This window comes from Limnobacter sp. UBA7229 (assembly GCF_002473065.1).
GTDB lineage: Bacteria > Pseudomonadota > Gammaproteobacteria > Burkholderiales > Burkholderiaceae_B > Limnobacter > Limnobacter profundi.
Genome location: NZ_DKTN01000003.1, coordinates 243,722 through 265,886, shown reverse-complemented (window position 1 = coordinate 265,886; position 22,165 = coordinate 243,722). Strand labels below are relative to the sequence as shown.

Annotated in this window: 22 protein-coding genes; 7 read left to right on the top strand and 15 right to left on the bottom strand. The window is 52.3% G+C overall.

Annotated elements, in window-relative coordinates; genetic code table 11:
- Positions 1 to 104: 104 nt before the first annotated feature.
- From B4C79_RS01855 to B4C79_RS01845, 3 genes are read left to right on the top strand one after another with little or no spacing between them, the layout of a single operon-like run.
- Positions 105 to 1,751 carry a GMC family oxidoreductase gene (locus B4C79_RS01855; protein ID WP_291739940.1) on the top strand — a complete coding sequence of 549 codons (1,647 nt, stop codon included), beginning with the start codon at positions 105 to 107 and terminating at the stop codon, positions 1,749 to 1,751.
- A gap of 35 nt (positions 1,752 to 1,786) precedes the next feature.
- The gene (locus B4C79_RS01850; RefSeq protein ID WP_040513673.1) at positions 1,787 to 1,999 is read left to right on the top strand and encodes an RNA-binding S4 domain-containing protein; all 213 of its coding nucleotides are present in this window, start codon (positions 1,787 to 1,789) and stop codon (positions 1,997 to 1,999) included.
- 41 nt (positions 2,000 to 2,040) lie between these two features.
- Entirely contained in the window at positions 2,041 to 2,955 is a 915-nt protein-coding gene (locus B4C79_RS01845) for a demethoxyubiquinone hydroxylase family protein (RefSeq protein ID WP_291739941.1), read from the top strand.
- A 4-nt stretch (positions 2,956 to 2,959) separates the two neighbouring features.
- Here the strand turns inward: B4C79_RS01845 and B4C79_RS01840 are convergent, their stop codons facing one another.
- Together B4C79_RS01840 and B4C79_RS01835 are read right to left on the bottom strand one after the other, a co-directional pair.
- Complete coding sequence (locus B4C79_RS01840) at positions 2,960 to 4,123, bottom strand: acyl-CoA desaturase (protein ID WP_291751613.1); 1,164 nt, start codon at positions 4,121 to 4,123, stop codon at positions 2,960 to 2,962.
- A gap of 180 nt (positions 4,124 to 4,303) precedes the next feature.
- A complete protein-coding gene (locus tag B4C79_RS01835; protein WP_291741301.1) occupies positions 4,304 to 5,218 on the bottom strand; it encodes a recombination-associated protein RdgC in 915 nt (304 codons plus the stop codon).
- A gap of 176 nt (positions 5,219 to 5,394) precedes the next feature.
- Here B4C79_RS01835 and B4C79_RS01830 point away from each other — a divergent pair, with 176 nt between their 5' ends.
- The 3 genes from B4C79_RS01830 (at position 5,395) to B4C79_RS01820 (ending at position 7,093) form a co-directional block, all read left to right on the top strand.
- Positions 5,395 to 5,955: a hypothetical protein gene (locus B4C79_RS01830; RefSeq protein WP_291741299.1), complete on the top strand. Its 561-nt coding sequence runs from the start codon at positions 5,395 to 5,397 to the stop codon at positions 5,953 to 5,955.
- Positions 5,952 to 6,752: an ABC transporter substrate-binding protein gene (locus B4C79_RS01825; protein ID WP_275271963.1), complete on the top strand. Its 801-nt coding sequence runs from the start codon at positions 5,952 to 5,954 to the stop codon at positions 6,750 to 6,752. The genes B4C79_RS01830 and B4C79_RS01825 overlap by 4 nt, the downstream gene beginning before the upstream one ends.
- Positions 6,753 to 6,835: 83 nt before the next feature.
- Positions 6,836 to 7,093: a hypothetical protein gene (locus B4C79_RS01820; protein ID WP_291741295.1), complete on the top strand. Its 258-nt coding sequence runs from the start codon at positions 6,836 to 6,838 to the stop codon at positions 7,091 to 7,093.
- Here B4C79_RS01820 and B4C79_RS01815 read toward each other — a convergent pair.
- The 13 genes from B4C79_RS01815 to ahr all read right to left on the bottom strand — a co-directional run bounded on the left by B4C79_RS01815 (position 7,090) and on the right by ahr (position 19,941).
- On the bottom strand, positions 7,090 to 7,704 hold the full coding sequence (locus B4C79_RS01815; protein WP_291741292.1) for a hypothetical protein: 615 nt from the start codon (positions 7,702 to 7,704) through the stop codon (positions 7,090 to 7,092). The two genes, B4C79_RS01820 and B4C79_RS01815, sit on opposite strands and share 4 nt — an antisense overlap.
- 7 nt (positions 7,705 to 7,711) lie before the next feature.
- Positions 7,712 to 8,293, bottom strand: a complete 582-nt coding sequence (locus tag B4C79_RS01810) for a hypothetical protein (RefSeq protein ID WP_275271966.1) — start codon at positions 8,291 to 8,293, stop codon at positions 7,712 to 7,714.
- A 153-nt stretch (positions 8,294 to 8,446) separates the two neighbouring features.
- Complete coding sequence (locus tag B4C79_RS01805) at positions 8,447 to 8,980, bottom strand: D-Ala-D-Ala carboxypeptidase family metallohydrolase (RefSeq protein WP_291751611.1); 534 nt, start codon at positions 8,978 to 8,980, stop codon at positions 8,447 to 8,449.
- A gap of 11 nt (positions 8,981 to 8,991) precedes the next feature.
- Positions 8,992 to 9,993 carry a hypothetical protein gene (locus B4C79_RS01800; RefSeq protein WP_291740480.1) on the bottom strand — a complete coding sequence of 334 codons (1,002 nt, stop codon included), beginning with the start codon at positions 9,991 to 9,993 and terminating at the stop codon, positions 8,992 to 8,994.
- A 70-nt stretch (positions 9,994 to 10,063) separates the two neighbouring features.
- Positions 10,064 to 10,600, bottom strand: a complete 537-nt coding sequence (locus tag B4C79_RS01795; protein ID WP_291740481.1) for a type 4 pilus major pilin — start codon at positions 10,598 to 10,600, stop codon at positions 10,064 to 10,066.
- 116 nt (positions 10,601 to 10,716) lie between these two features.
- On the bottom strand, positions 10,717 to 11,868 hold the full coding sequence (locus tag B4C79_RS01790; protein WP_291740482.1) for a type II secretion system F family protein: 1,152 nt from the start codon (positions 11,866 to 11,868) through the stop codon (positions 10,717 to 10,719).
- A 2-nt stretch (positions 11,869 to 11,870) separates the two neighbouring features.
- Positions 11,871 to 13,601 (bottom strand): GspE/PulE family protein, encoded by a 1,731-nt coding sequence (locus B4C79_RS01785; RefSeq protein ID WP_291740485.1) that lies wholly within the window; start codon positions 13,599 to 13,601, stop codon positions 11,871 to 11,873.
- 2 nt (positions 13,602 to 13,603) lie between these two features.
- Positions 13,604 to 14,173 (bottom strand): hypothetical protein, encoded by a 570-nt coding sequence (locus B4C79_RS01780; protein ID WP_291740486.1) that lies wholly within the window; start codon positions 14,171 to 14,173, stop codon positions 13,604 to 13,606.
- Positions 14,163 to 15,452: a type 4b pilus protein PilO2 gene (gene pilO2, locus B4C79_RS01775; RefSeq protein ID WP_291740488.1), complete on the bottom strand. Its 1,290-nt coding sequence runs from the start codon at positions 15,450 to 15,452 to the stop codon at positions 14,163 to 14,165. The genes B4C79_RS01780 and pilO2 overlap by 11 nt, the downstream gene beginning before the upstream one ends.
- A gap of 15 nt (positions 15,453 to 15,467) precedes the next feature.
- A complete protein-coding gene (locus B4C79_RS01770) occupies positions 15,468 to 17,231 on the bottom strand; it encodes a type II secretion system protein GspD (RefSeq protein ID WP_291740490.1) in 1,764 nt (587 codons plus the stop codon).
- 3 nt (positions 17,232 to 17,234) lie between these two features.
- On the bottom strand, positions 17,235 to 17,942 hold the full coding sequence (locus B4C79_RS01765) for a TcpQ domain-containing protein (RefSeq protein ID WP_275271975.1): 708 nt from the start codon (positions 17,940 to 17,942) through the stop codon (positions 17,235 to 17,237).
- Positions 17,943 to 18,088: 146 nt separating this feature from the next.
- Positions 18,089 to 18,565, bottom strand: coding sequence for a hypothetical protein (locus tag B4C79_RS01760; protein ID WP_275271976.1), 477 nt, complete (start codon positions 18,563 to 18,565; stop codon positions 18,089 to 18,091).
- A 374-nt stretch (positions 18,566 to 18,939) separates the two neighbouring features.
- Complete coding sequence (gene ahr, locus B4C79_RS01755; RefSeq protein WP_291740184.1) at positions 18,940 to 19,941, bottom strand: NADPH-dependent aldehyde reductase Ahr; 1,002 nt, start codon at positions 19,939 to 19,941, stop codon at positions 18,940 to 18,942.
- Positions 19,942 to 20,030: 89 nt separating this feature from the next.
- On the opposite strand from ahr, the gene B4C79_RS01750 reads away from it, so the two are divergent.
- Positions 20,031 to 22,148 (top strand): molybdopterin oxidoreductase family protein, encoded by a 2,118-nt coding sequence (locus tag B4C79_RS01750; protein ID WP_291751609.1) that lies wholly within the window; start codon positions 20,031 to 20,033, stop codon positions 22,146 to 22,148.
- Positions 22,149 to 22,165 lie beyond the last annotated feature (17 nt).

Sequence of the window (22,165 nt, the reverse complement as noted above, 5' to 3'; positions counted from 1 at the left end):
AACTTTTTTGCAAAACTCTGGAAAACCCCAAGTCGATTGCAGCAACGCAGGCTTCAATCCAATTTGTGGGCTGGTTACTATTGGGTAATCGATTCGGGGTAAACATGCGGACTTTTGATTACATCGTAGTAGGGGCGGGCACGGCGGGGGCCTTGATGGCCAACCGGCTCAGTGCCAATCCCAACAATTCAGTGTTGTTGCTGGAAGCGGGCGGAAAGGACAACTACCACTGGATCCACATTCCCGTGGGTTACCTGTATTGCATCGACAACCCCCGCACCGATTGGCGTTTTCGCACCGAGCCCGATGCAGGCCTGAACGGCCGCGCCTTGATTTACCCCCGCGGCAAAACCTTGGGTGGTTGCTCCAGCATCAACGGCATGATCTACATGCGGGGCCAAGCCCGCGATTACGAAAGCTGGGCCGCGCAAACCGGCGACGAGGCCTGGAACTGGAACAATTGTTTGCAAGATTTTTTGGCCCATGAAAGCAACTGGCGGTACGACAACCCGCATGCCGAGTTGGCCGACACAGACCTGCCAAAGTTTCACAGTGGCAAGGGAGAATGGCGCGTTGAAAAGCAGCGCCTGCGTTGGGAAATTCTGGAAGCATTTTCTGAAGCGGCGCAGCAAGCGGGTATACCCGCCAGCGACGACTTCAACCGCGGCAATAATTTTGGTGTGGGCTACTTTGAAGTGAACCAGCGCAGCGGCTGGCGGTGGAACACATCCAAAGCCTTCTTGCGCCCCATCCTGAAGCGACCCAACTTAACCGTGTGGACCCAGGCACAAGTTAAAAATTTAATCATTGAACGCAACGCCAGTGGCGAACTGGTGTGCAATGGCGCGCTGGTGGTGAAGGGCGGTGAAGAAGTGGCGGTGAAAGCCGTGCGTGAAACTGTGTTGTGCGCGGGTGCAATTGGCACGCCACAAATTCTGGAGCTATCTGGCATAGGGCAGGGCAGCCTGCTGCAGCAACACGGCATTGAGGTAAAGCTGGACAAACCCGGTGTGGGTGCCAACCTGCAAGACCATTTGCAAATACGCGCGGTGTTTAAAGTGCAGGGTGTTAAAACCTTGAACATGCTGGCCAACAGCCTGTGGGGCAAGGCGCAAATTGGCATGGAATATGTGTTCAAGCGCAGCGGCCCCATGAGCATGGCCCCCTCGCAACTGGGCGCATTCACCAAAAGCAGTGCCGACAGGCCATACCCCAACATTCAATACCATGTGCAGCCCCTAAGCCTGCCCGCATTTGGCCAGCCTTTGCACAACTTCAATGCCTTCACAGCCAGTGTGTGTAACCTCAACCCCAGCAGTCGGGGTTCAGTGCACATCAAAACCGGCCGGTTCGACGAAGCACCTGCGATTGCACCGAATTACCTCAGCACCACTGAAGATCAAAAAGTGGCGGCTGATTCATTAAGGGTGACCCGCAACATTGCCCAACAATCCGCCTTGGCCAAATACAAGCCCGAGGAATTCAAGCCCGGCGTGGAGTTTCAAACCGACGAGGAATTGGTGCGTTTGGCAGGCGACATTGCCACCACGATTTTTCACCCGGTGGGTACAGCAAAAATGGGTGCTGCCAACGACCCCGCTGCCGTGGTCGATTCCCGCTTGCGGGTGATTGGTTTGAAGCACCTGCGCATTGCCGATGCCAGCGTGATGCCCACCATTACCAGTGGCAACACCAACAGCCCCACGCTGATGATTGCCGAGAAGGCAGCGCGGTGGATACTCGAAGGCTGATACACTTCGGGCATTGATTGCAGGGAATACACGCCATGAACGAAGTCATCATCAACAAAGAACCCGTTGAGCTATACAAAATCCTGAAATTTCAGGGTTGGTTGTCCAGCGGCGGCGAGGCCAAGAATGTGATTGCCGATGGCCATGTGTTGGTCAATGGTCAAATTGAAACCCAGAAGCGCAAGAAAATTGTGGGTGGCGATGTAATCGAGTTTGACGGCGTGAAGTACACAGTTAAACTGGGGTAATCGTTTTATCCCAAAGCAGTTTCAATCAAGGCAGTACGGTCATGGCAGTTAAAGACCAACAAGTTGTAAACCAATCCCAATGTGTTGAGGTGTATTTCGACGGCTCATGCCCCATGTGCCGTCGGGAAATCGCGGTGTACCAAAACATCACGCCCGATCAGCCCATAGCCTGGGTGGATGTCTCCAAACCCGACACGCCACTGCCCCAAGGGCAATCCAAAGAACAACTCATGGCGCGTTTTCACACGCGGACAGCGCAAGGCGAATTGCTCAGTGGTGCTGCGGCCTTTGTGCATGTGTGGGCGCAGTTGCCCGGCTGGCGGGTGTTGGCGTGGTTGGCCAAAGTGCCCGGCATGTTGTGGCTGATGGAGAAGGCTTACAACGGCTTTTTGCCGGTACGCCCTGCCATTCAACGCTTTGTTTTGAAATTCGACACCAGCCATTTGCCGCCCACATTGGTGGCCGACATTCGCACCGACCATGCCGGTGAAACCGGGGCGGTGTGGATTTACAAGGGCATTCTGGCGGTTTCAAGAAACCCTGAAATTCGCGCATTTGCCAGTGAACACCTGCAAACTGAGCAGCGCCATTTAAAGGCCATGAATGAACTGCTGCCCGTGTTTCGCCGAAGCTGGCTGTTGGTGCCCTGGCGCATTGCGGGCTTCATCACTGGTGCTTTGCCAGCCCTGTTCAGCTCGACTGCGGTGTACCGCACCATTGCGGCTGTGGAAACTTTTGTGAACTTGCACTATCAGGAACAAATCGAAAAGCTGACGGCTTTGGGAACCCACCAGGATCTGAAAGCGCAGCTTATTGAGTTTCAACTGGATGAGTGCGCACACCGCGATGAAGCAGCCTCAAAAACAACGAAGCCCGGCGGGTTGATCGCCAGGCTTTGGGTGGGTGCCATCGGGTCGGGCTCCAAGGTTGCAGTCACCTTGGCCCGTTTTCTCTAACCGTTCAGGCAGCCAATGCCGGTTTTTGAACCTGGCGAACCAATGCTTGCAAGCGTTTGCGTTGGAGGCGCATTTCAACTTCCATGGCTTTGAATTTGGCTTTGTAGGCCGCCAGGGTTTCGCCGTTTTTAATGGCGTTTTTCGTGTCCTGGTACCAGGCTTCTTTCAGTTTGGCCCAGTCTTGCAAGGCCTTGCTGTAGTGCTCGTATTCCTGCGCAAGGCGGGCCTTCATGGCCTCTACATGCGCATGCATGGCAGTGGGTTGTGCCTGCATTTTTTCTTCGGCGCGTTTGAATTGCATGGCAATGCGTGCTTTTTCAATGGCGAACTTGTCGCAGCGCTTCAGATTTTTGGTCAAGCCCACATACGACAAACCGGCAATCAGCCATTTGGTGGGGTCGATGTGAAACCACTTGATGCCGTTGCGATAGTCGTACTGAAACAGGTGGTGGTAGTTGTGATAACCCTCACCGTAGGTGAAGATCGCCAGGAAATCGTTGTCGCGCGCGGTGTTCTCGTCGGTGTAAGGGCGGCGGCCCCAAATGTGCGCCAGCGAATTGATGAAGAATGTTGTTTGATGGCACCACACCAGGCGGGCCAGGCCACCCAGCAGCACCACACCCCACAAGTCGCCCACCAACAGGCCAATAATTACCGGCAAACCGAAGTTAATGCCCAAGGCCAAGGCGGTGTAGTGTTTGTGCTGGAACATCACCAGTGGGTCTTTCAGCAGGTCAGGCGAATTGCTGAAGTCTTCTTTGCCGGATTCATATTTGCGAATCATCCAGCCCATGTGCGAGAACCAGAAGCCACGCTTGGCAGAATAGGGGTCGTGCTCGGTGTCGTCCACATGGCGGTGGTGCGTGCGGTGGCCCGAAGCCCAAATCAAAATGCTGTTTTGCACGGCCATGGTGCCAAAGAACATCAACACGAAGCGCACGGTCCAGTGGGCTTCGTAGGTGCGGTGTGCCCAAAGGCGGTGGTAACCGGCGGTAATCGAAATGCCATTCAGAATGGCCAACACCACAAATGACACCCAGGCAGCCGTGCTGTAGTCGTTGAACCAAGCGTAAGCGGGTACAAGAATGAGTGCAGCAATGGTGGTTCCGAACAGGGTGATTGCGCCGGGCCAGTGGATCGGGCTGTTGGGGTCAACTCGTGTGGTCATTGAAGGTTGGGTTTTACCAGTTGGTTCAAAGGATGAGGGAATCATACTGATTCTTGACCTTGGCATGAACCCAAATTTAAATATTTAATAATTGTTCTTGATTGTTGAGGTACAGCCGCAACGAAATCTTGAATTTCGAAGCGGCTAGAGTTAACACTTGTGCACTGAGTTTCGAAGATATCAGGCTGCGAGTTGCGAATTCGCGCCAGTCAGTTCACCACCCAGTACATCAATCAAACCGGGAATCAGCTTTCTCAATTCACCGGTCATCAAGGCAAAGTCGGAATCAAAGGCGTCGTCGTCGGCACTGAGGGCGGCCTGTTCTTTGATCACATCCAAAGGTGCAACCCTTTTTACTTGCAGGTTTTCATGCAGCACGAAAGACACTTTGTCGGCCCAGGTCATGGCCAGTTTGGTCACGTCCTTGCCACCTTTGATGTGCTTTGCAATTTCCTCCGACTCCAGCGAGTGCTTCACATAGCGCACAGTGGCGGCCTGTTCACCACGGCTTTTCAGTTCGCAGTCCTGGTCCACGGTAAAAGGGGGCGGGTTGTCGTTCTCGGCCAGCCAGGCGGTCATGGCCACGGTGGGCGATGTTTTGGTTTTGACCAAAGCCATGGCCACGCCTTCCACGCTTTTCATAAGCATGCCGACCAGTTCGTCGGCCTTGGCCGGGCTTGCAGCGTCAATCACCAGCCACTTGCCCTGCGGGTCTATCCACGCATTGATTCGGCTGCGAATGGCAAAAGCCCGTGGCAACAATTCGTCGGTCACGGCTTCCTTGATTTCCTTCATCTGCTTGCGGCCGGGCTTGTAGCCTTCGCGTTCTTCAATTTCCGCTGCGCGCGCTTTGGTGAATTGATTGATCACCGTGCTGGGCAACAGTTTTTTCTCCAAGCCCAATGAAATCAGCAACTGCTGGCCGCTACGGTGCACAAAGGGTTCGCCCTCGGCCTTTGGAGAAACCCAACCGCGCGTTTGCAAGTCCATGCCACCGCAGGCTTGCAGGGCTTGTTTGGCCAGTTTGTCTTCCAGCGACTCGGGGGTTTCTTCCCATTTGGTAAGGCGAAAGATGAACAGGTTTTTAAACCACATGGCTTGGCTCGTAGAAATGGAAAAAGGGCTGGCAGTGTAACGCAAAAAACCAAGGTGCAGCCAGTCGGCTTGAGGGCTGCCAAAGGGTTGAACAAATTTTCACCGGCCTTTCTATTTGATAGTAGTATTTCGATACGCTGTCATCAAAATACTCACAATATAGTCGGTATAACCGAATGCGCCTTACGCCGTTTCGCTGGATTTGGGTTTTGTGCCTGCTGCCTTTGGCAAGCAGTTGCAGCACGCCGCCCCAACGCGATTTCGCCGACACCCTCAGCATGTTTGAAGAACTGCGCCAGCAGTACGATGTGCCGTATTCCCGCATGGGTTTCCAGAAAAGCCCCTTGTTTGCCTTTGCCAAAGGCAAAACCCAGATCGTGATTGACGAAGCCTTTTCTGAAGGGCTTAGCGACGCAGCACTGCGCTATGTTTTTGTGCATGAACTGGTGCACCTGAAATACGACGACCCTCGGCGTGGGTATGATTTGTTGAAACGCATTCACCAAACCAACGCCAAAGACACCGAACTGATGAACAATGCCTTCATGACGCTTTTGGGCGTTTATGGTCAAGACCCGGAATTCAAAAATTTTCTCGACCAGGTTGAAACCCGTGCCAACCACTATGCTTCGCAGCATTTAATCGACCGTGGCGAAAATCCCTGCAAAGCCATTGCAGAAATTGAACAATACACAGGCGCGCGTTTTCGCTTTGGCACAGAAGACCTGTGCAAATGATTCAGCTGCCCCAACGCATTGTTTGCCTCACTGAGGAAACCACCGAATGGCTTTACTTGCTGGGTGAAGAACACCGGATTGTCGGTATTTCCGGCTACACCGTGCGCCCACGCAAAGCGCGCCTTGAAAAGCCCAAGGTGAGTGCATTTTTGACTGCCAAGATTGATCAAATTTTGGCCTTGAAGCCCGATTGCGTGTTTGGGTTTTCCGATTTGCAGGCCGACATTGCCAGTGCATTGATTCGCCATGGCGTGCAGGTCACGGTGTTCAACCAGCGTTCAGTGCCCGAAATTTTCAGCATGATGTACCAGGTGGCCGCCATGGTGGGTGCTGCTGAGAAAGGTGCTGCCCTGATTGCAGAAATGCAGGCGAAAGTGGAGGCCGTGCGGGCCAAAACCAGCCAATGGACTGTGCGTCCCAAGGTGTATTTTGAAGAATGGGACGAACCGCCGATCAGCGCCATTCAATGGGTCAGCGAGCTGATTGGCATTGCCGGGGGCGATGATTGTTTTCCCGAGTTGGCCAAGCAAAGCCTGGGCAAGAACCGCATTATTGCAAACAGCAATGAAATTGTTCGCCGCAACCCCGACATCATTATTGGCTCTTGGTGCGGCAAGAAATTTCGCCCTGAAACCGTGGCTGCGCGGGCAGGGTGGGGTAATGTGCTTGCGGTAAAGCACCAGCAAATTTTCGAGATCAAATCACCTTTGATTTTGCAGCCTGGCCCGGCTGCGCTCACCGATGGCCTGGATGCCTTACACAGCCTCATGGTGCAATGGCAAACCGTTCGGAATTAAAAACAATCGTTCTAAGTCCTTGAAGGCTTGTAATTTCTTACAGAAGTTGTAATGTTAAATGCCAAGGTGCGAAGGAATGCAGCATGAACGGACTCAACCCGGCAAAGCCAAGGCTTTCAAGACGAATACTGGCGGTGATTTTTACCATGATGGCAGTGTTGGTGATCAGCTTCTGCGCCGCAGTCATGTCGATTATTTACATGCATGCTGATGAAAACGGCATGGTTCCTCAGGCGTTTTCACTCAGCAATCAGCTGACTCAGCCCATCATCACCACATTGCCGCCTCACCAGGCTGGCCCCAACGCACCCAACCACAAAACACCCCAGTACCACATTTAAAAAACGATTTGCTCGGGGTGTGGGCCTATTTCGTGGCGGTTGGGTTGGGCATCCAGAATTTTGACCCGATCGGGATCGAAGCTGGCAATGAAGTGGTGCTTGCCCTCAGGTGTGGTGGTAAAGGCCACTGGGTGAACCAGCACTGAGCACCGCAACAAGTCGAACACCACAGGCAAATGTTCCGGGCATTCTGGCATGAAGCGAAAGGGCTTGCGCCAGTCTATTTCGCCCTCAGGCATTTTTTTAAAGGCACTGCACGCACGGTAAATGTCAGCCACTTCTGACACCACTTCTTTGGACACGCGCGACAAATTCACAAATTGCGTACCATTTTCTTCGCCCAGGTCTTCCAGGTGCACCACGCCGGGTTTCCGTGGCGTTTCAATGCCCACGGTAATGGTGGCTGTCGAAAAGTAATGACCTGCTTTTTGAGCTTGCGACAACAGTTCACCCAAGGCCATGTAGGCATTGCGGTTGCCGTACAGTGCATTGAAGTAATTCTTCGGAATGCGACCTGCCACAGGCAACTTGTAATCAGAAAGTTTCAACTGGCTGGGTGGGGCCTTGGGGCCACTCCACACAGCAATCAGTTTGACCTCGGTGTAATCCATGTTTTGTTCATGACGCCATGTGTTTGTATTTAAGCGGGTACTTCTGGATCAACAACTTCACTGCGTCTATATCGCTCAGCGGTGGCACCTGGTTACGCGCCCGGTATTCCTGATGAACAATGTCCAGCCACAAATAACAAACCTCCGGTTCCTCCATGCCGCTGGCCAACATGTGGCGCAGCCTTTCCAGCACGATGCCCACTTGCGGTGTGGCGTTGCCTGAACCGTTTAACCACCGGTAACCCGAACCAGCACTGCGGCCCAGCAATTGACCAAAAGTGCTTTCACTGACTTTCGTTTTTCCAAACACCCTTTGAAACATTTTGTAGGTGTCTTCCAGGCTGAGTTCGTTGTTCAAAGGAACCAGCGACTCATGGGTTTCGTACAACCTCAAAATTAAAGCAACCGTGGGGTCAAGCAGTTCCTCGCTTGAATTGCCCTCGGCTGGGCGAACAATTGAGTTAAATTTCGCCTGGGTACTGATACCGAACAAGGCGCACATTTTTGACACGGTTAGCCCGTATTTTTGCTTGAACAGGTTCAGGTAGGCACCTGTGCGTGGCTTGTTCTTGTTGTTAATTTGAGGCATGGCGCGTGATAAAGCAATCTCGTGGGTTAGTAATGATACGGAATCAAGACTCTCAAATTGTAATTTGAGTTAAAAATCATTATTTAACACAAATGGACAACGTATCATGTCGCTTTGTGGTTGACTGGAAATGGCTCAAGTTGATGAATTTAATCATTTTTTCGACCGCCACTGGGTGGCATATTCGCGAATGTCGAAATGTACATGGCTTCTGTAAACACCAACCCCCCCGAATGCGGGGTACTGTAGGGTTTTAGCCAATTGATCAATATTCACACCAATGGGTTTGATATCCATGGCGTAAAACTGTCCGCTCTCATCGGGCAAATGGCGAGAATGTCGGGCTGCACCCTCGATGATGGAATTCGTGTGATGGGTCCGCAAACCCGAGGTTACTTCAAACACGGTGTAGGCGTGGTGTTCTGCCAAAACAATTTGGGCCCATGCTGCCAGTTGCAACATTTCAACATTGGGTATGCCCACCCGGTTGGCTCGAATATCGCGAAGCATCCAGGCAGCAGTGCGGTAACCTTCAGGTGTGCTGAAGTCGATTTGAAAGCGGTCCGAACCGCGTTGAATATCCAGCAAGGTGTAGCTTGGGGTTTGCGTGGCACACGCCAGTTTGTCGAAGTGCGCCGCCAGCGAAACTGAACTTGCTGCGGCAAGAAACTGGCGACGGTTCATCATTGTTTTAGTTTTTAATTAAGGACAATGTTACAGCTAGTGGGACCAGCTGCGCAGCATGAGGCTACGATAGTTAAATGGGCGGGTGGGTTCATTTGAGGGTTGTATACACAACTCACAAATGCGTTACCTGTCCCATCGTTTCCTCCTGACGCTTCGCTGTCGCTGGCCACAAAACGATAACCAACCGGTGTGTCACTGAACACTGTTGTATTGCACTGTTTGTTCTTTCCCTGCCAATTTAATGTTTGGTTTCCCCGGCAAAAATCTACGTCGGCAATTGGGTTGCGAGTGTCATATCGCGACGCGAGGGCGCCGACTCGAACGCCGGGTATGCCCGCTGGTGTATTAGTGTCGATTGCACCATCGCCGTTAATGTCCAGGGCCACTGTGAAATTACCGCCAGCAGCAGTTGCTGGGGTATTTGATCTGAGTGTTACAAAACCGTTGCCACCCATGAAGCTCAGCATGTCGCCGGCAATGTCACTGTCGGATTCGCCTGCTGTGCCGTCTTGCCCGCCAATCGTGACTGGTTGGCTTAGCGTGATGTAGCCTTCAATTCGGCAATTGTCGGCTGCCATCGAGCAGCCCGCTGGCAAAACTGAAAGGCGGGTAATGAATTGACCATTCGATGCAGCTGGGCGGTTCACAAAGCTTGCAGGCAACAGGCCCACATCGATCAGGTTTTGAATCGTGGGTGTTAGCTTGCTGCCCTCATTGCCCGTAACCGGGTCTTCGGGAATCGTGACATCGGTGATGCCGTCGTTGTTCAAATCCACTTGTAGATCACCGGGGGCAGAAATGCCGCGCCGGTACAAGTCGGTGTAAGAATTCAGTGCGTCGCCCACCTGGTTGAGTTGATCAGCCTGGATTTTCGCGACAGAGGATTTTGCAGAACGTGCTTGTTGCTGAACCACAGCGAAGGCAATGATGGCACTGATGATGAGCACCAGCGCCAACTCGATGCTGAGAAAGCCAGTGTGCCGGGTGTTGCTGTGTTTCAGTGAGTCAAGCATGAGTAATTCGCCATGATTCAAATGAACAAGGGGGCAAAGTTGCCCCCTTATTTGATTTCACGAAATGTAATTAACGACGGCCAAAGGTCATTACCAAATTAACGGGGGCATCGCCAGTTCCACAAATCTCTGTCGTTTGAGCCAACGTCAATTGTCCGTTTGCTACTGTAACTGGATTTCCTGTACCTACTGTAAAGCTATTGACACCGTTTGCAACAGCTAAAGCGAGATCAGAACACTGATCGCCTTCAATGTTTGGCCAACTCAAAGTCGCTAGGCTGTCATCTGTAGCACTTGCAGCAGCCAACTGAATGGCACCACCATAGCTGTTATCTACTGTAGCTGAGCTTAGAATTGAGAGTTGAGCTGCGATAGTATTGTTCAAACCAGCGTATCCGGAGGTTGCTCCGACTTTTTGCTTGGTCTCACTAATAATCTCTGTAATTTGCTTAATGTTGTCTTGAACTTCTGAACGACGTGCATTGTTCTGGAATGCAATAAAGGCTGCAGCAGCAACAATCGCTGCAATGATCAGACCGATTGATACTTCAATCAGGGTAATACCGCTTTGTTTGCGGCGGGCATTCAGTGTGTGCGATGTAATCATTTTTTGATTCCTCTCCGAAGGGATATTGTGTAGTACATGTTGGCCCAAGCATTCCGTATATATACCAACAGACGAATTAATTGTAGATCAATCAGTTGTGGTGTCAAGCACTTATTTCAACGCATGCGTTGCATTCTTTTCACAGGGTCCAGTTCCTCGGTCATGCTTTGGCTGATCGACAATTGACCCACGTACAAAAACACCACCACAGCCGCAGCAACACTCAGTAACACGGCATTCAAACCCTTGGCCGTGTTGCCAATTTCATTGCGAATGTCTTCACCACCTTCGGTGCCCAGTTGAATCAAAATTTTGTCGAATTGTGGGTTGTTGCGAATGGTGGTAGCCAGGCGGGCCAGTAGTTTCGGGCTCATCAGCCCTTTGCTGAAGGCAGGTATGTAATCAGTAGGGGCCACGTTCAAGTGGTTCATGATCTTTTTCAAGTGCCAGCGCATCCACGGGTCGGCATTGCGTTTCAGGGTGTCGAGTGCCGATGACAATGTGGCTCCACTCTTTAGCAACACCGCCAGTGAAGTCACGAGCAAGCTGACCTGAAAATCGCGGTAAATGGAAAGTGGTAACAAGAACGGGGCAACCGGAAAGAGCAAGAAGCCCCAGCCCTGAGGCACCTGTTCCAATTTACTTCTCAAATTGCCTTTCCAGCGTGGGAGGGAATAAGTAAATGCGGCAATAGCCCCAATGACGCCAGCCACAATCAAACCGCCATGAGAGGCAACAATTTCCGACACAATTCGGACGGACATGTTGAACGGTGTCCACACTTCAGGCGGTGCCACTTTCACAATAATTGGAATGGATTGTGTGGCCAGCACGTAGCTGAAACCAGCCACACCGGGTATCAATACCATAGGCGGGAAAATGGCTTTCCAGATCACGCTTTTGGCTTCTTTCTGTGATTTAATCGCTGCGGCCAATGCACGCAAGGTGCCCGGTTTGTCTTTGGCTTCATCCACGGCGGCCAGCATCATGCGGTCGTTCTGAGGCATTACGGTGCCCAGAATTTGGCTAATCAAAAAGTCGTCGCCCAAACTCAGTTTGCGAACCATCAACTTCAAGGCCGCTTCCCGGCTGCTGTTGCGTGTTCGCTTGTGGCGGGCAATTTTCAGTTCTTCTTCCAGAAAGGTTTTGAACTGTTCTTTGTTTTCAATCGACTTGGCAAGCTGCTCGTAAAATGCTTCGCGCTTGCCGCGAAAGTCCATCAAGTTGATGGCATTGAAAAAATTGCTGAGTTTCTTTTTGAATGTCATGTTCAGGTGTAAGCCGCAGTTTCGGCGCGGTCGGCGTCGTTCATGATTTCGAAACGGTCAAAGCTGTCAAAACGCTCGCAATGGCGCGGATCCACTTCACCCAGCAATGCCTTGTGCAAGGTGTGTTCAAACACAGTTTTTCCATCCATATTTTCGGATTTAAAGTTGCCATCCGATTTTGAACGGTAGTACATCATCGCTTCATAGTCTTTGCCCTGGCGAATCAGGTTTAGCCACTTCCGGTCGGGCGTCAAAATTTCGGCCACCACACTCAAACCCGCCGTGCCGCGGTGTTTACATTTGGGGCAGCCGCCTTGCTTTTTAAAGTAGAAAAGGTCTCGCTCCAGTTCAAACCGGCTTTCCAGTGTGTCGAGTATTTCAAGCACATGCTCAGAATCGGACATGCCCTTTTGGTACAAGCGGCCTCCAATTTTGCAGTGTGGGCACAGCTTGGGTACCAAGGCCTGGTACACCAGCAGTGTCAAAATATTCGGGTTGGTCAGCACATCTCGACTCATACCGATTTCTTCGTTGGTCAGGCGCGGCACAATACCGGATATCAAATGCGCGTGCACCGTGCCGCAAGCCATGTGGCCGGTTTCAACAATTTGTTGCGCTGAAATTGCAGTGGCGGGGTCGCGAATTTCACCCATCAACACGCAGCCCGGGTCGGCTCGCATCAGGCCAGCAACCACTTCAGCGTATTTGGCGGCTGAACCTTTGCGGTCAAGCAAATCGCGCTGAATCGGAATTTGGTGCACGCCCCGCAGCGGGTATTCCACTGGGTCTTCAATCGAATAAAACGCATCCGTGCCATTGCCAGGGTGCGTTTCAATGAAAGTTTTCAGCGTGGTGGTTTTACCTGAACCTGTAACACCCGCAAAAATAATGGTTCCCGAGGGAGTGTTGGACGCACTCTTTAATTGCTTCATGTGCGAAGGGGCATAACCCAATTGCTCATAACTTAGAGTGGGTGCGTCAATATCGACATACAGCAAGCGGCACACCACCTTAATGCCGGCCCAGCCACGCATTGACTGATAACGCATGGCCACGCGTTTGCCACCCACCTCGCGGGCGGCGATCATGCAGTACAGGTTTTCGCCCACCGAGAATTGACTGTTGCTGTTGGAACCCTTGCCCGACGCGTTGTTGTAAGCCCATGCCACGGCACGCTCTGCTTGCAGCGGGGTATACACACCGCCTTGTTGGTCACGCAAAAATTCAAGTTCGCCATCCACGCGCAGCTTCACTTCGGCAATGTTGTTAACCACTTGCACGTGAATGTCAGTTGCGCGTTCCTGCACAGCCAATGCCACCCAGGATTCAAAAATTTCTTTGGCTTTCGATTGCGCAACAGCCGGGTCTTCTTCACCTTCAGCGTTGTCGATTTTGGTTCGTGAGTTTTCGATCAGGTGCTCGATTACGCCACCACCACAACCAATTTCTGGCCGCTCAAACGTGAATTTCTCGGCAATCAGTTTGCCGCGCAGGTGTGAAATGAAGGGCCGGATCTGTGCGAGTTTTTCCGCATCGTACAAAATGATGGCGCGCTTCACGCCGGTTTCAATGGCACACACATGTTTTTCAACAGCGGCGGGTAGCTTCAGCAAAGCCCCAGCACTGCCGTCGGTCAGCACGCGCGAAAACGCGGGCAGTTCACTGAGTTTTTCAACTTTCAGCGATTTGTCCGCTTGCGTGGCCAACACATTCAGTGCCGGGTCTCTATTCATGATCAAAACCTCACTTGCGCACCCACGGAGACATGCTGCGTGTTGCCGTTGCTTGCAACCAATTCGAGTCCGTTGTGGGTGATTCTCTTGATGTTGAACTTGCCAAGTTGCTCACCTTCACGAAGTGTGCGTACGCTTCGACCTGCTGTTTGAATTTCAGCGGTCATTGCACCGGTTGTGCCATACACGCCGAGTACTGTGTTGGCCGAAACTGCAGGTGCTGCCTTGCTGCTGGCTCGCACCGGGGCTGCTGTGGCTGTACTTGGCGCAACTGCTGTAGGTGTGGGTGTTGCCAATGGTTTACTTGCCGTACTTGTTACACTTCCGCCAATTTTCAGCGCAGCTTGTAATTCTTCCCGCATGGCTTGTTCTTCTTGCAGCCTTTGAATTTCTGCCAGTGTTTTGATGTTCAACGGCACTGAAACCCCGTTGAGCTTGATGTTTTCAACGGGTGTGACTGCCGTTTTGTTCTCGGCCTTCGCTTCCACTTTTGGTGGTGCGGTGTCCTGCGCATGCAGGTTGTTCAAAGCCAAGGCTGCAAGCAGGCCGCCCAGAAAATGGTTAATACGCATAAAGTGCTCCCTTCAATGTCACCATCACAGCGGCATCCAGGTTTTTGGGTTCAATCTTCATTGAAATCTGGTTCCAGTAAATTCCGGAAGGGTATCGATCCAGAAAGTCCTTCATGAGGGTCAGGCTGCCCGTCACCTCAGTTGCATGCCGGTTGACCGACACATTGGGTGGAATGCTCTTGAAGCCAGTGGGCCAAGTTTGGCCTTGGGTGTCGACCTTGAACTGAATGCCCGCTTTTTGCCAGGCTTGTTGTTCCAGATAAAGCAACTCGCTGGCTTCTTGTTTCTTGGGCAAATCCTGCAGTTGTTGAATGCCCCGGGTGGCCATGTCGTAGGAGAAGGAGAACTTCAGTTTGTTGACGTCTTTGGGATCCGGGCTGCTTTGCTGATTGTTCAAAAAGCTCACCAACTCTTGTGTGTAGCCGCCCTGCGATTGCCACTGGCTGGTGCACTTACCCAGGTTGCACTGAATTCCTTCAAGCAGCCAGCCTCGTGCCATGAAAGGCTGCTCGCTCAACAGGTTCAGCATTTCAATTACATCGGTATTGGCCAGCCCCACATTGCGTTGATCAGTGGCCAGTTTTTTCAAATACTGCGGGGTTTGTATGCTTGACTGCGCCTGCTTCATCCGCTCTTCACGTGCGCTGGCTTCCAGGTATTCGTTGCCGCCATACGCACCGCCTGCCAACAACAGCACCACCGCAAGCATTGCCGAGGCCTTGATCAAATCGGTGGGTAAACCAATTAGCGCATGTTTGTTGCTGAAGTTACCCAAGCGGGCTGTAATGTCCAGGGGCAACGCACTTGGAAATAGCTCGGGTGCGTTGCTGTACACATGGTATTCCGAACTTTCGATTGACCCATTGGTGTAGGTGTTCACTGTACTAAACACCTCGGCATCGCTGCCGATGATGTCCATGGTGGGCGCACCCTGTTCAATGACCACCAAGGCCATCTGGCCTTTCTTGCTTCCTTCTTCTATGCGAATTGCATAGATGGCGTGTTCTTGTTCATTCTGTGTGGCCAACATGGCCGCCAGGCTGTACACCTGTCCGGTGCGTTCCTCATCCGAGATATCAGGATCGAAGTTATAAAGACCCAAGTATTCATTCTGATGGCCTTTGAGCAAAATATGCTTGGTGGCATCAATGCGGTCTGCATACTCCCGAATATCGGCAATCCGTTTGCTGTAGCTTGAGCGTGCCAGTGGCTGCCAGTTCAAGCCGGCAATGTAGGCCTTTTTCCCCAGCTGATGAACTACTGCAGACTGCTCAGCCATGGCGCATCTCCATGCTTACAGAACGACCGCGCGAACCAGAACGATGAAGTTCTCTCGCATGGTGGAAAGGTTGCGCGAACCGCCGGCCAGCAGTGGTGCTTGCTCGGTCAGTTTGCGCTCGGTGAAACCGGATACATCGCGAGACAGGCCTGTGATGGCCATCACTTCACCTGGGCGAAGTGCGATGGTGTACTGGTCAGAAATACTGCTGGTGTTGGGAGTTTGAACCCGTTGCAGGGTTTCGCCAGAGCCAGTGGTAATTTCCAGCAGGCTGGTGAGGTCAGACAAACTAATGCCCATTTTCAACATGATGGTGTTGTTGTCCAGAATGAAAGGCATGGCGGCAAACTGATCGCCAGTTGTAATTTCATCCGTGGTCAAGCCGGGCACACCTGTACCGCCACCCAAAGCACCTGAGGAGGCGGGTTTGGTTTCCGACAAATAACCCGTGGTGGTTAGCCTTGCCTTGCGTGCCCACTGCCTGTTCAATGCGACCAAGGAAATGGGGCGGTGTTGCACGTTGTCGCCAATTTCATTGAGGGCCTGCACAATGGCCGAGCTTGCGCCGAAACGTTGATTGGTCGGGCTGTTGGGTGGGTTTTGTCCAGGAATAAAACCTTGCAAGGCCTCAGGAATTGTCAGTGCTATGAGGCCTGCCTCGGGCGCCACCAGCGAGTCAGGCGACAACACACCAATGCCATAGCGCTGGGACAAGCTTCTGAAAAACACATCCCAGCTCACGCCCTGTTGGTCGTCTTTCTTGGACATGACCGAGTAAATATCAAGTTGTACATGCACCTGTTTCAGCATGTTTGCATTCTCGGCACGAATCAGATCCCGCACCTGGGTTTGCATGTCTCGGCTTGTTTTAACCATCACACGGCCCGTGCCTTCGGCCACGATCACTTCGGAACCGGGCACTGAGGCCACCATGCGGTTAATCACATCCAGAATACTCGCTTGTCCGTCAATTTTCCCTTTCTCGGACACGCTCAAATTCGAATTGCTTTGCACTTCATTGCCCCGCACCCGGCCTTGCGTACCGCTGCTCATGGCGTATTCATAACCATTGGGGAAAGAGGCCAGCTCATACATAGCGGTGGTGTAACGCATGATGACAATTGAGTTGTCGCGGTACTCCCAGGACAAGCCCAGTTTGTCGGTGGTGTTGTTTAAAAAATCAATCAGCGTACCGTCCCAGTTCATCGCCACAGCACCGACTGTGGTGCGGGGCGCCAGGGCCACACTGTCAACTGCGACTGGCGTGGAGGCCGGGGGTGCCGCTTCGGTTGGCGCGCTCACAGGTGGCAACTGGCGTGCACCCCGGCGTGGTTCGGCACTGACCGGTGCGTTGAATACATCTTGTTGAATGCGAACGGGAATGCCGACCATTTGGGTCAAGCGGGCTGCCACCGTATTCAAATCCACGGGGCGGCCTTTGTCCGCAAAATTCATTTTATAGGTTTCATGGAAAATCGCAGGCAACTTGTCGTCGTCATTCACATGCACGAAGGTGCCGCCAATCCAGCTTTTGCTGGCGCGTTTCAGTACCTTCGCATTTTGTTGTTGCTTGGCTTGTTCTTCGGCGTATTGCCGACCACCACGAAAGGAACCGTTGGTTTGCAAGCTGGTGTTCACCTGCTCAACTTTGCGCAAGCCGTTGTCATTGTCAGCCTGTACTTCAGCCTTGATCTGTGGGCCTGTGCAAGCTGCTGTTCCAAGGCTTAGCAATGCTGCAACAGCAGTGGATACCCATGTTCTGTTTGGTGGTGTCTTCATGTTTTATCGGCACTCTTCTTTTTGGTCGCCCAAGCGGGTAATGCGCAGCAATGGCGGTTCGTTGTTGTAAACACAGGCTTCCAGGGGGTATTCGCTGTTCTTGATTCCCGGTGTTTCAAGCACTTGTTCCACTGCATATTCAAAGGTGCCCGAGAAGGTGGTGCCCGCTGCAATCATCACGTAGCGGTCGGCATCCCAGCGGAAGGTGTAACCCGCTTCCTTGGCCCAGCGGCGAATGGCTTTGTCCAGCCGGCCGTCTTCAACACGCAATTCCCATTGAATGGCACGCGGGGTCACCACCAGTCTTGCGCTTTCCTGTTTCACTGGCAGGGCAGCCAATTGCTCGGCTTCCCGAATCACTTTGGGCGGCAGGTCAACTATGAATACATCGGAGGATGGGGCTTGCATGGCCAGCTGTATGTTGCTGGTTTTGTTTGAAGTGGCGCTCGGGGATTTGGGTTCGAGGTTGGGCTGAGCAACCGCTACGAAGCTTCGGGCTTGCGGCAGGGGGTCTGGGGCGCTGTGCCTGGCCAGTTCAACGTTGCGCGATAGCAACTCATCCGCGAAATAAGGAAGGTGGTCCTCATGTTTCTCTGCCACCATGGCGTGTGCGGGTGTCTTCATCGCAACTGTGGCACCTGTCTCCCCACTCGTTTCCCCGGTTGTATTCCATGCCATCAACACAATGGCTAGACCAAGAGCAAATTCCATATTCGTTTTACCTTCTTCGTATGGATCGGTTTTAAGCGAGTTTGCAAATTTTATTAATTCGAATATACATCAATATACGAAATATTTTCTTTTGCAGCAATCCCAAATTTCTTCTGCTGCGTCAGGGGGTTTTTGTCAGAGGCAAATCAATCTTGATAAATCGCGTCGAGCCATTGATTGCCTTCGTGCGGGCTGTAATGAACCAAAAGGTAGGCCGCTGTCTCAAGCACTGCAAGACTGCAGGCCTGTGCTTCGTCGAAGGCTTCCTGATTGATTGCGTCGTATTCGTAGATACACACTTTCAAGAGTTCGCCGATCAGGCGAGGAGTGGATTCGATGGTTTTTATTTTGGGGCGCAGTTCTGAATAGGCTTTCATCAGGCCACGGAAGTAGTGCCAGGTGGTGCCTTCAGTTTCGGCCAGGCCTCGAAGGATGAAAGACAAGCTCAGGTTCAAAAGGCCCGCGTCTTCGATGTGTGCAGCCAATTCGCTGTATTCACAGTCGCATGGGTCGACTGGATGGTGAGCCCTGAAATATGCAATGTTATTTGCAATCGGGTTGTCGGAGGAAAGGCCTGCAAGCGCTGCTGCCGTACTCTCGAATGGCTTTGTTTGTGCGACCATGTTTTTATTGTTCACTCGTTGAGTTAATGAATACTTGCCCGAATTTATTGTGCGAACAAGTGTTGACTGAACAAATGTTTGAAAAAAATCACATTTTTTGTCATTTCATGTAACAGTACCTACAAAAATTGCGACAAATTCTAAGTATCCACATGAGGTGATCATCGAAGATCCATGATTTATAAAGGGATTAATTTCCTTTTATATTTCATTCTCGTGATAAATTTGTTACAAATTCCTGCAGTCCTCTCTGAGCTTTTCTCGGTCTTTTGCCGTTTCTAGATGTATTCAGAACCCTCCCACCCAGATTCCTCTCAATGTTCAACGAAAGCAATCACATCAAAGGGTGGGGGTGGGGGGTAAAAAGAGGGGTGTTATCGTGACAATACCACCCTAAAGCGGGGGCTACCGTGACGAACCTTCTCAATTGCTTCATTGATCTGCTCGAAGCGGTAGGTTTCAACGATGGGTTGTATGTTGTGCAAGGCTGCGAATTTCAGCATATCGGCGATAACACGTGGGCTGCCCACAGGCGAGGATGAAATGGTGCGTTGCTGCCCCATCAAGCCAAACACGCCGATGTCCAAAGGCTCCAGTATTGCACCCAGAAAATGCAAACGCCCTTTGGGTGCCAGCGTAGCAATGTAGGCATTCCAGTCGAGTTTGACATTCACAGTCGACAAAATCAGGTCGAATGAGCCGGCCGCCTTTTTCAATGCGTCGGCGTCTTTGCTGTTGAGCACGTGGTGTGCGCCCATGCTTTTCAGTTCATCGGTTTTGGAAGGATCACTGCTAAATGCTGTTACCTCGCAGCCCCACGCTTTTAGAAACATCACCGCCATGTGGCCCAAGCCGCCCACACCAATGACAGCCACTTTGCTTTGCGGTGAAATATTGAATTGCACCAGTGGGTTGTACACGGTGATGCCTCCACACAGTAGCGGGCCTGCCGTTACCGGGTTGACACCCGCGGGAATTTTCACAGCGCTGATCGCCTGCGCACGTACCTTGTCAGCAAACCCGCCATGGCGGCCAACAATTGTGCCTTTGGCTGTGCTGCACAGGTTGTGATCGCCGCCCATACACATTCTGCAACTTTCGCAGTAGCCTGCATGCCAGCCAAGGCCCACGACATCACCCAAAGCAAGGTGGCTCACATGGCTACCCACTTTGCTCACTCGGCCAATAATTTCATGGCCAGCCACCATGGGGTATTTGGCGCGGCCCCAGTCGTTGTCAAGCATGCTGACATCGCTGTGGCAAATGCCGCAGTGGTCGACATCGATTTCGATATCAAATGCGCCCAGTTCACCGGGGTCGTACTGATAGGGTTTGAGTGGGCCTTTGGCCTCGAAAGCTGCGTAAGCGTTGATCATGATGTCTCCTTGAGTTTGCTTGATGGTATTACACCTTCGACAGTAGTATGTAGGTGAAAGTAATAATCAGAACAATCAGGAGACAACACTTGCAAACCCATCGCCGCGCCTGCCATTTGTGTGAAGCCATTTGTGGCCTGAAGATCGAGGTAGACAACAATCAGATTGTTTCAATCAAGGGCGATGAGCAAGACCCCTTTAGCCGCGGGCACATTTGCCCCAAAGCAGTGGCTCTGAAGGATATTCAGGAAGACCCCGACCGTTTAAAGCACCCGGTTAAAAAAGTGGATGGGCAATGGGTGCAAACCACCTGGGAAGATGCCATTGAGTTGGCCTGTGAAGGGTTGTTCCAGGTTCAGCAACAATATGGCGCCAATGCGGTGGGGGTTTACCAGGGCAACCCGAACGTGCACAACTGGGGTTTGATGACCCACAGCGCCAATTTCCTGGGTTTGCTGAAAACACGCAACCGTTTTTCAGCCACATCGGTTGATCAGTTGCCCATGCAGCTATTGGGTTACTGGATGTTTGGGCACCAATTGCTGATTACGATTCCCGACATTGACCACACCAATTATTTCCTGATGCTGGGTGCCAACCCAATCGCTTCGAACGGCAGCTTGATGACCGTGCCCGATGTGGCCAAGCGCATCAAGGCCCTGCAGGCGCGCGGTGGAAAGTTGATCGTGATTGATCCTCGCAAAACCGAAACCGCCGAGGTGGCCGATGCGCATCATTTCATCAGGCCTGCCAGCGATGCGGCATTTGTGTTCGCACTCATCAACACCATTATTGGCGAAGGCTTGACCCGCATGGATCGCTTGGCCCACCACAGTGAGGGTCTGTATGCGGCGTTGGGTGCGATTTCAAAAGTGACGCCTGAAGTGGCGCAGGCCGAGTGCGGTATTGATGCTGACACCATTCGCCAAATTGCGCGTGATTTTGCCAATGCCGGGAAAGCGGTCGCTTATGGGCGTATGGGGGCTTGCACGCAGCGCCATGGCACCTTGGCGCAGTGGGGTATTCAGTTGCTGAACTTTGTGACGGGCAACACTGACCGGGTTGGAGGAAGCCTGGTGGCCAACCCCGCACTAGACCTGATTGCCGCTCCCAACAGCAAGCCCGGCAGTTATGGCCGCTGGCACAGCCGGGTCAGCCAAAAGCCTGAGGCGTTGGGTGAGTTTCCCAGTGCCATCATGGCTGAAGAAATTCAAACCGAGGGCGAGGGGCAAATCAAGGCCATGGTGACCATTGCCGGCAACCCGGTGTTGTCCACACCCAATGGCCAGCAGCTTGACAAGGCTTTGGCGGGGCTTGAGTTCATGGTGTCCGTGGACTTGTACATCAATGAAACGAATCGCCATGCGGATGTGATTTTGCCCACTACATCGCCTCTTGAGCATGATCACTACGATTTGATTTTCAATATTTTCGGTGTGCGTAACCAGGCCAAATACAGTGCCGCCACTTTGCCCAAACCACAGGGAAGCCTGGATGACTGGGAACTGATGGACAAGCTGGCAGCCTGCTACAGCGCAAAGATTGGCAAACCTTCGCGACCCTCCATGCCGCCGCAAATGATTCTCGACATGGGGTTGCAAATGGGGCCTTATGGCATGGCCAGTGAGCACAAGCTCAGTTTGGAAAAATTAAAGCAGCAATCTGAGGGTATTGACTTGGGGCCGCTTCGCCCCAGCTTTCCAGACCGTTTGCACACTGCCGACAAAAAAATTCAGTTGGCACCTGCAGAAGTGCTTCAAGCCGCAGCAAATTATGTCAACGATTTGTTGAATGCGAACCGACAGGCTGGCACAGAGATGATGCTGATTGGCAGGCGCCACATTCGCAGCAACAATTCATGGATGCACAACTCCGAGCGCTTGGTGAAAGGCAAGAACCGATGCACCGCGATGGTTAACCCGGCCGATGCAGCACGATTGCACTTGCAGGAGGGCCACAATGTGCGTGTGCGCAGCCGTGTGGGTGAAATTACACTGCCCGTAGAAATTTCAGACGATGTAATGCCCAGCGTGGTGAGCATTCCGCACGGCTGGGGCCACGACAAAACCGGGGTTCGTTTGCAGGTGGCTGCGGCGCATGCAGGTGTAAGTTGTAACGATTTGACCGATGAACAGTGGCTGGATGAACCCAGTGGAAACGCCGCAGTCAACGGCGTGCCGGTCACCTTGATTCCAGTCGCGCAATAGTTTTTAGGTCGACTGAA

Excerpts from the sequence above, each read along its gene's own strand:
- B4C79_RS01855 (WP_291739940.1), top strand. The coding sequence starts at position 105 with ATGCGGACTTTTGATTACATCGTAGTAGGGGCGGGCACGGCGGGGGCC.
- B4C79_RS01850 (WP_040513673.1), top strand. The coding sequence starts at position 1,787 with ATGAACGAAGTCATCATCAACAAAGAACCCGTTGAGCTATACAAAATC.
- B4C79_RS01845 (WP_291739941.1), top strand. The coding sequence starts at position 2,041 with ATGGCAGTTAAAGACCAACAAGTTGTAAACCAATCCCAATGTGTTGAG.
- B4C79_RS01840 (WP_291751613.1), bottom strand. The coding sequence starts at position 4,123 with ATGACCACACGAGTTGACCCCAACAGCCCGATCCACTGGCCCGGCGCA.
- B4C79_RS01835 (WP_291741301.1), bottom strand. The coding sequence starts at position 5,218 with ATGTGGTTTAAAAACCTGTTCATCTTTCGCCTTACCAAATGGGAAGAA.
- B4C79_RS01830 (WP_291741299.1), top strand. The coding sequence starts at position 5,395 with ATGCGCCTTACGCCGTTTCGCTGGATTTGGGTTTTGTGCCTGCTGCCT.
- B4C79_RS01825 (WP_275271963.1), top strand. The coding sequence starts at position 5,952 with ATGATTCAGCTGCCCCAACGCATTGTTTGCCTCACTGAGGAAACCACC.
- B4C79_RS01820 (WP_291741295.1), top strand. The coding sequence starts at position 6,836 with ATGAACGGACTCAACCCGGCAAAGCCAAGGCTTTCAAGACGAATACTG.
- B4C79_RS01815 (WP_291741292.1), bottom strand. The coding sequence starts at position 7,704 with ATGGATTACACCGAGGTCAAACTGATTGCTGTGTGGAGTGGCCCCAAG.
- B4C79_RS01810 (WP_275271966.1), bottom strand. The coding sequence starts at position 8,293 with ATGCCTCAAATTAACAACAAGAACAAGCCACGCACAGGTGCCTACCTG.
- B4C79_RS01805 (WP_291751611.1), bottom strand. The coding sequence starts at position 8,980 with ATGATGAACCGTCGCCAGTTTCTTGCCGCAGCAAGTTCAGTTTCGCTG.
- B4C79_RS01800 (WP_291740480.1), bottom strand. The coding sequence starts at position 9,993 with ATGCTTGACTCACTGAAACACAGCAACACCCGGCACACTGGCTTTCTC.
- B4C79_RS01795 (WP_291740481.1), bottom strand. The coding sequence starts at position 10,600 with ATGATTACATCGCACACACTGAATGCCCGCCGCAAACAAAGCGGTATT.
- B4C79_RS01790 (WP_291740482.1), bottom strand. The coding sequence starts at position 11,868 with ATGACATTCAAAAAGAAACTCAGCAATTTTTTCAATGCCATCAACTTG.
- B4C79_RS01785 (WP_291740485.1), bottom strand. The coding sequence starts at position 13,601 with ATGAATAGAGACCCGGCACTGAATGTGTTGGCCACGCAAGCGGACAAA.
- B4C79_RS01780 (WP_291740486.1), bottom strand. The coding sequence starts at position 14,173 with ATGCGTATTAACCATTTTCTGGGCGGCCTGCTTGCAGCCTTGGCTTTG.
- pilO2 (WP_291740488.1), bottom strand. The coding sequence starts at position 15,452 with ATGGCTGAGCAGTCTGCAGTAGTTCATCAGCTGGGGAAAAAGGCCTAC.
- B4C79_RS01770 (WP_291740490.1), bottom strand. The coding sequence starts at position 17,231 with ATGAAGACACCACCAAACAGAACATGGGTATCCACTGCTGTTGCAGCA.
- B4C79_RS01765 (WP_275271975.1), bottom strand. The coding sequence starts at position 17,942 with ATGGAATTTGCTCTTGGTCTAGCCATTGTGTTGATGGCATGGAATACA.
- B4C79_RS01760 (WP_275271976.1), bottom strand. The coding sequence starts at position 18,565 with ATGGTCGCACAAACAAAGCCATTCGAGAGTACGGCAGCAGCGCTTGCA.
- ahr (WP_291740184.1), bottom strand. The coding sequence starts at position 19,941 with ATGATCAACGCTTACGCAGCTTTCGAGGCCAAAGGCCCACTCAAACCC.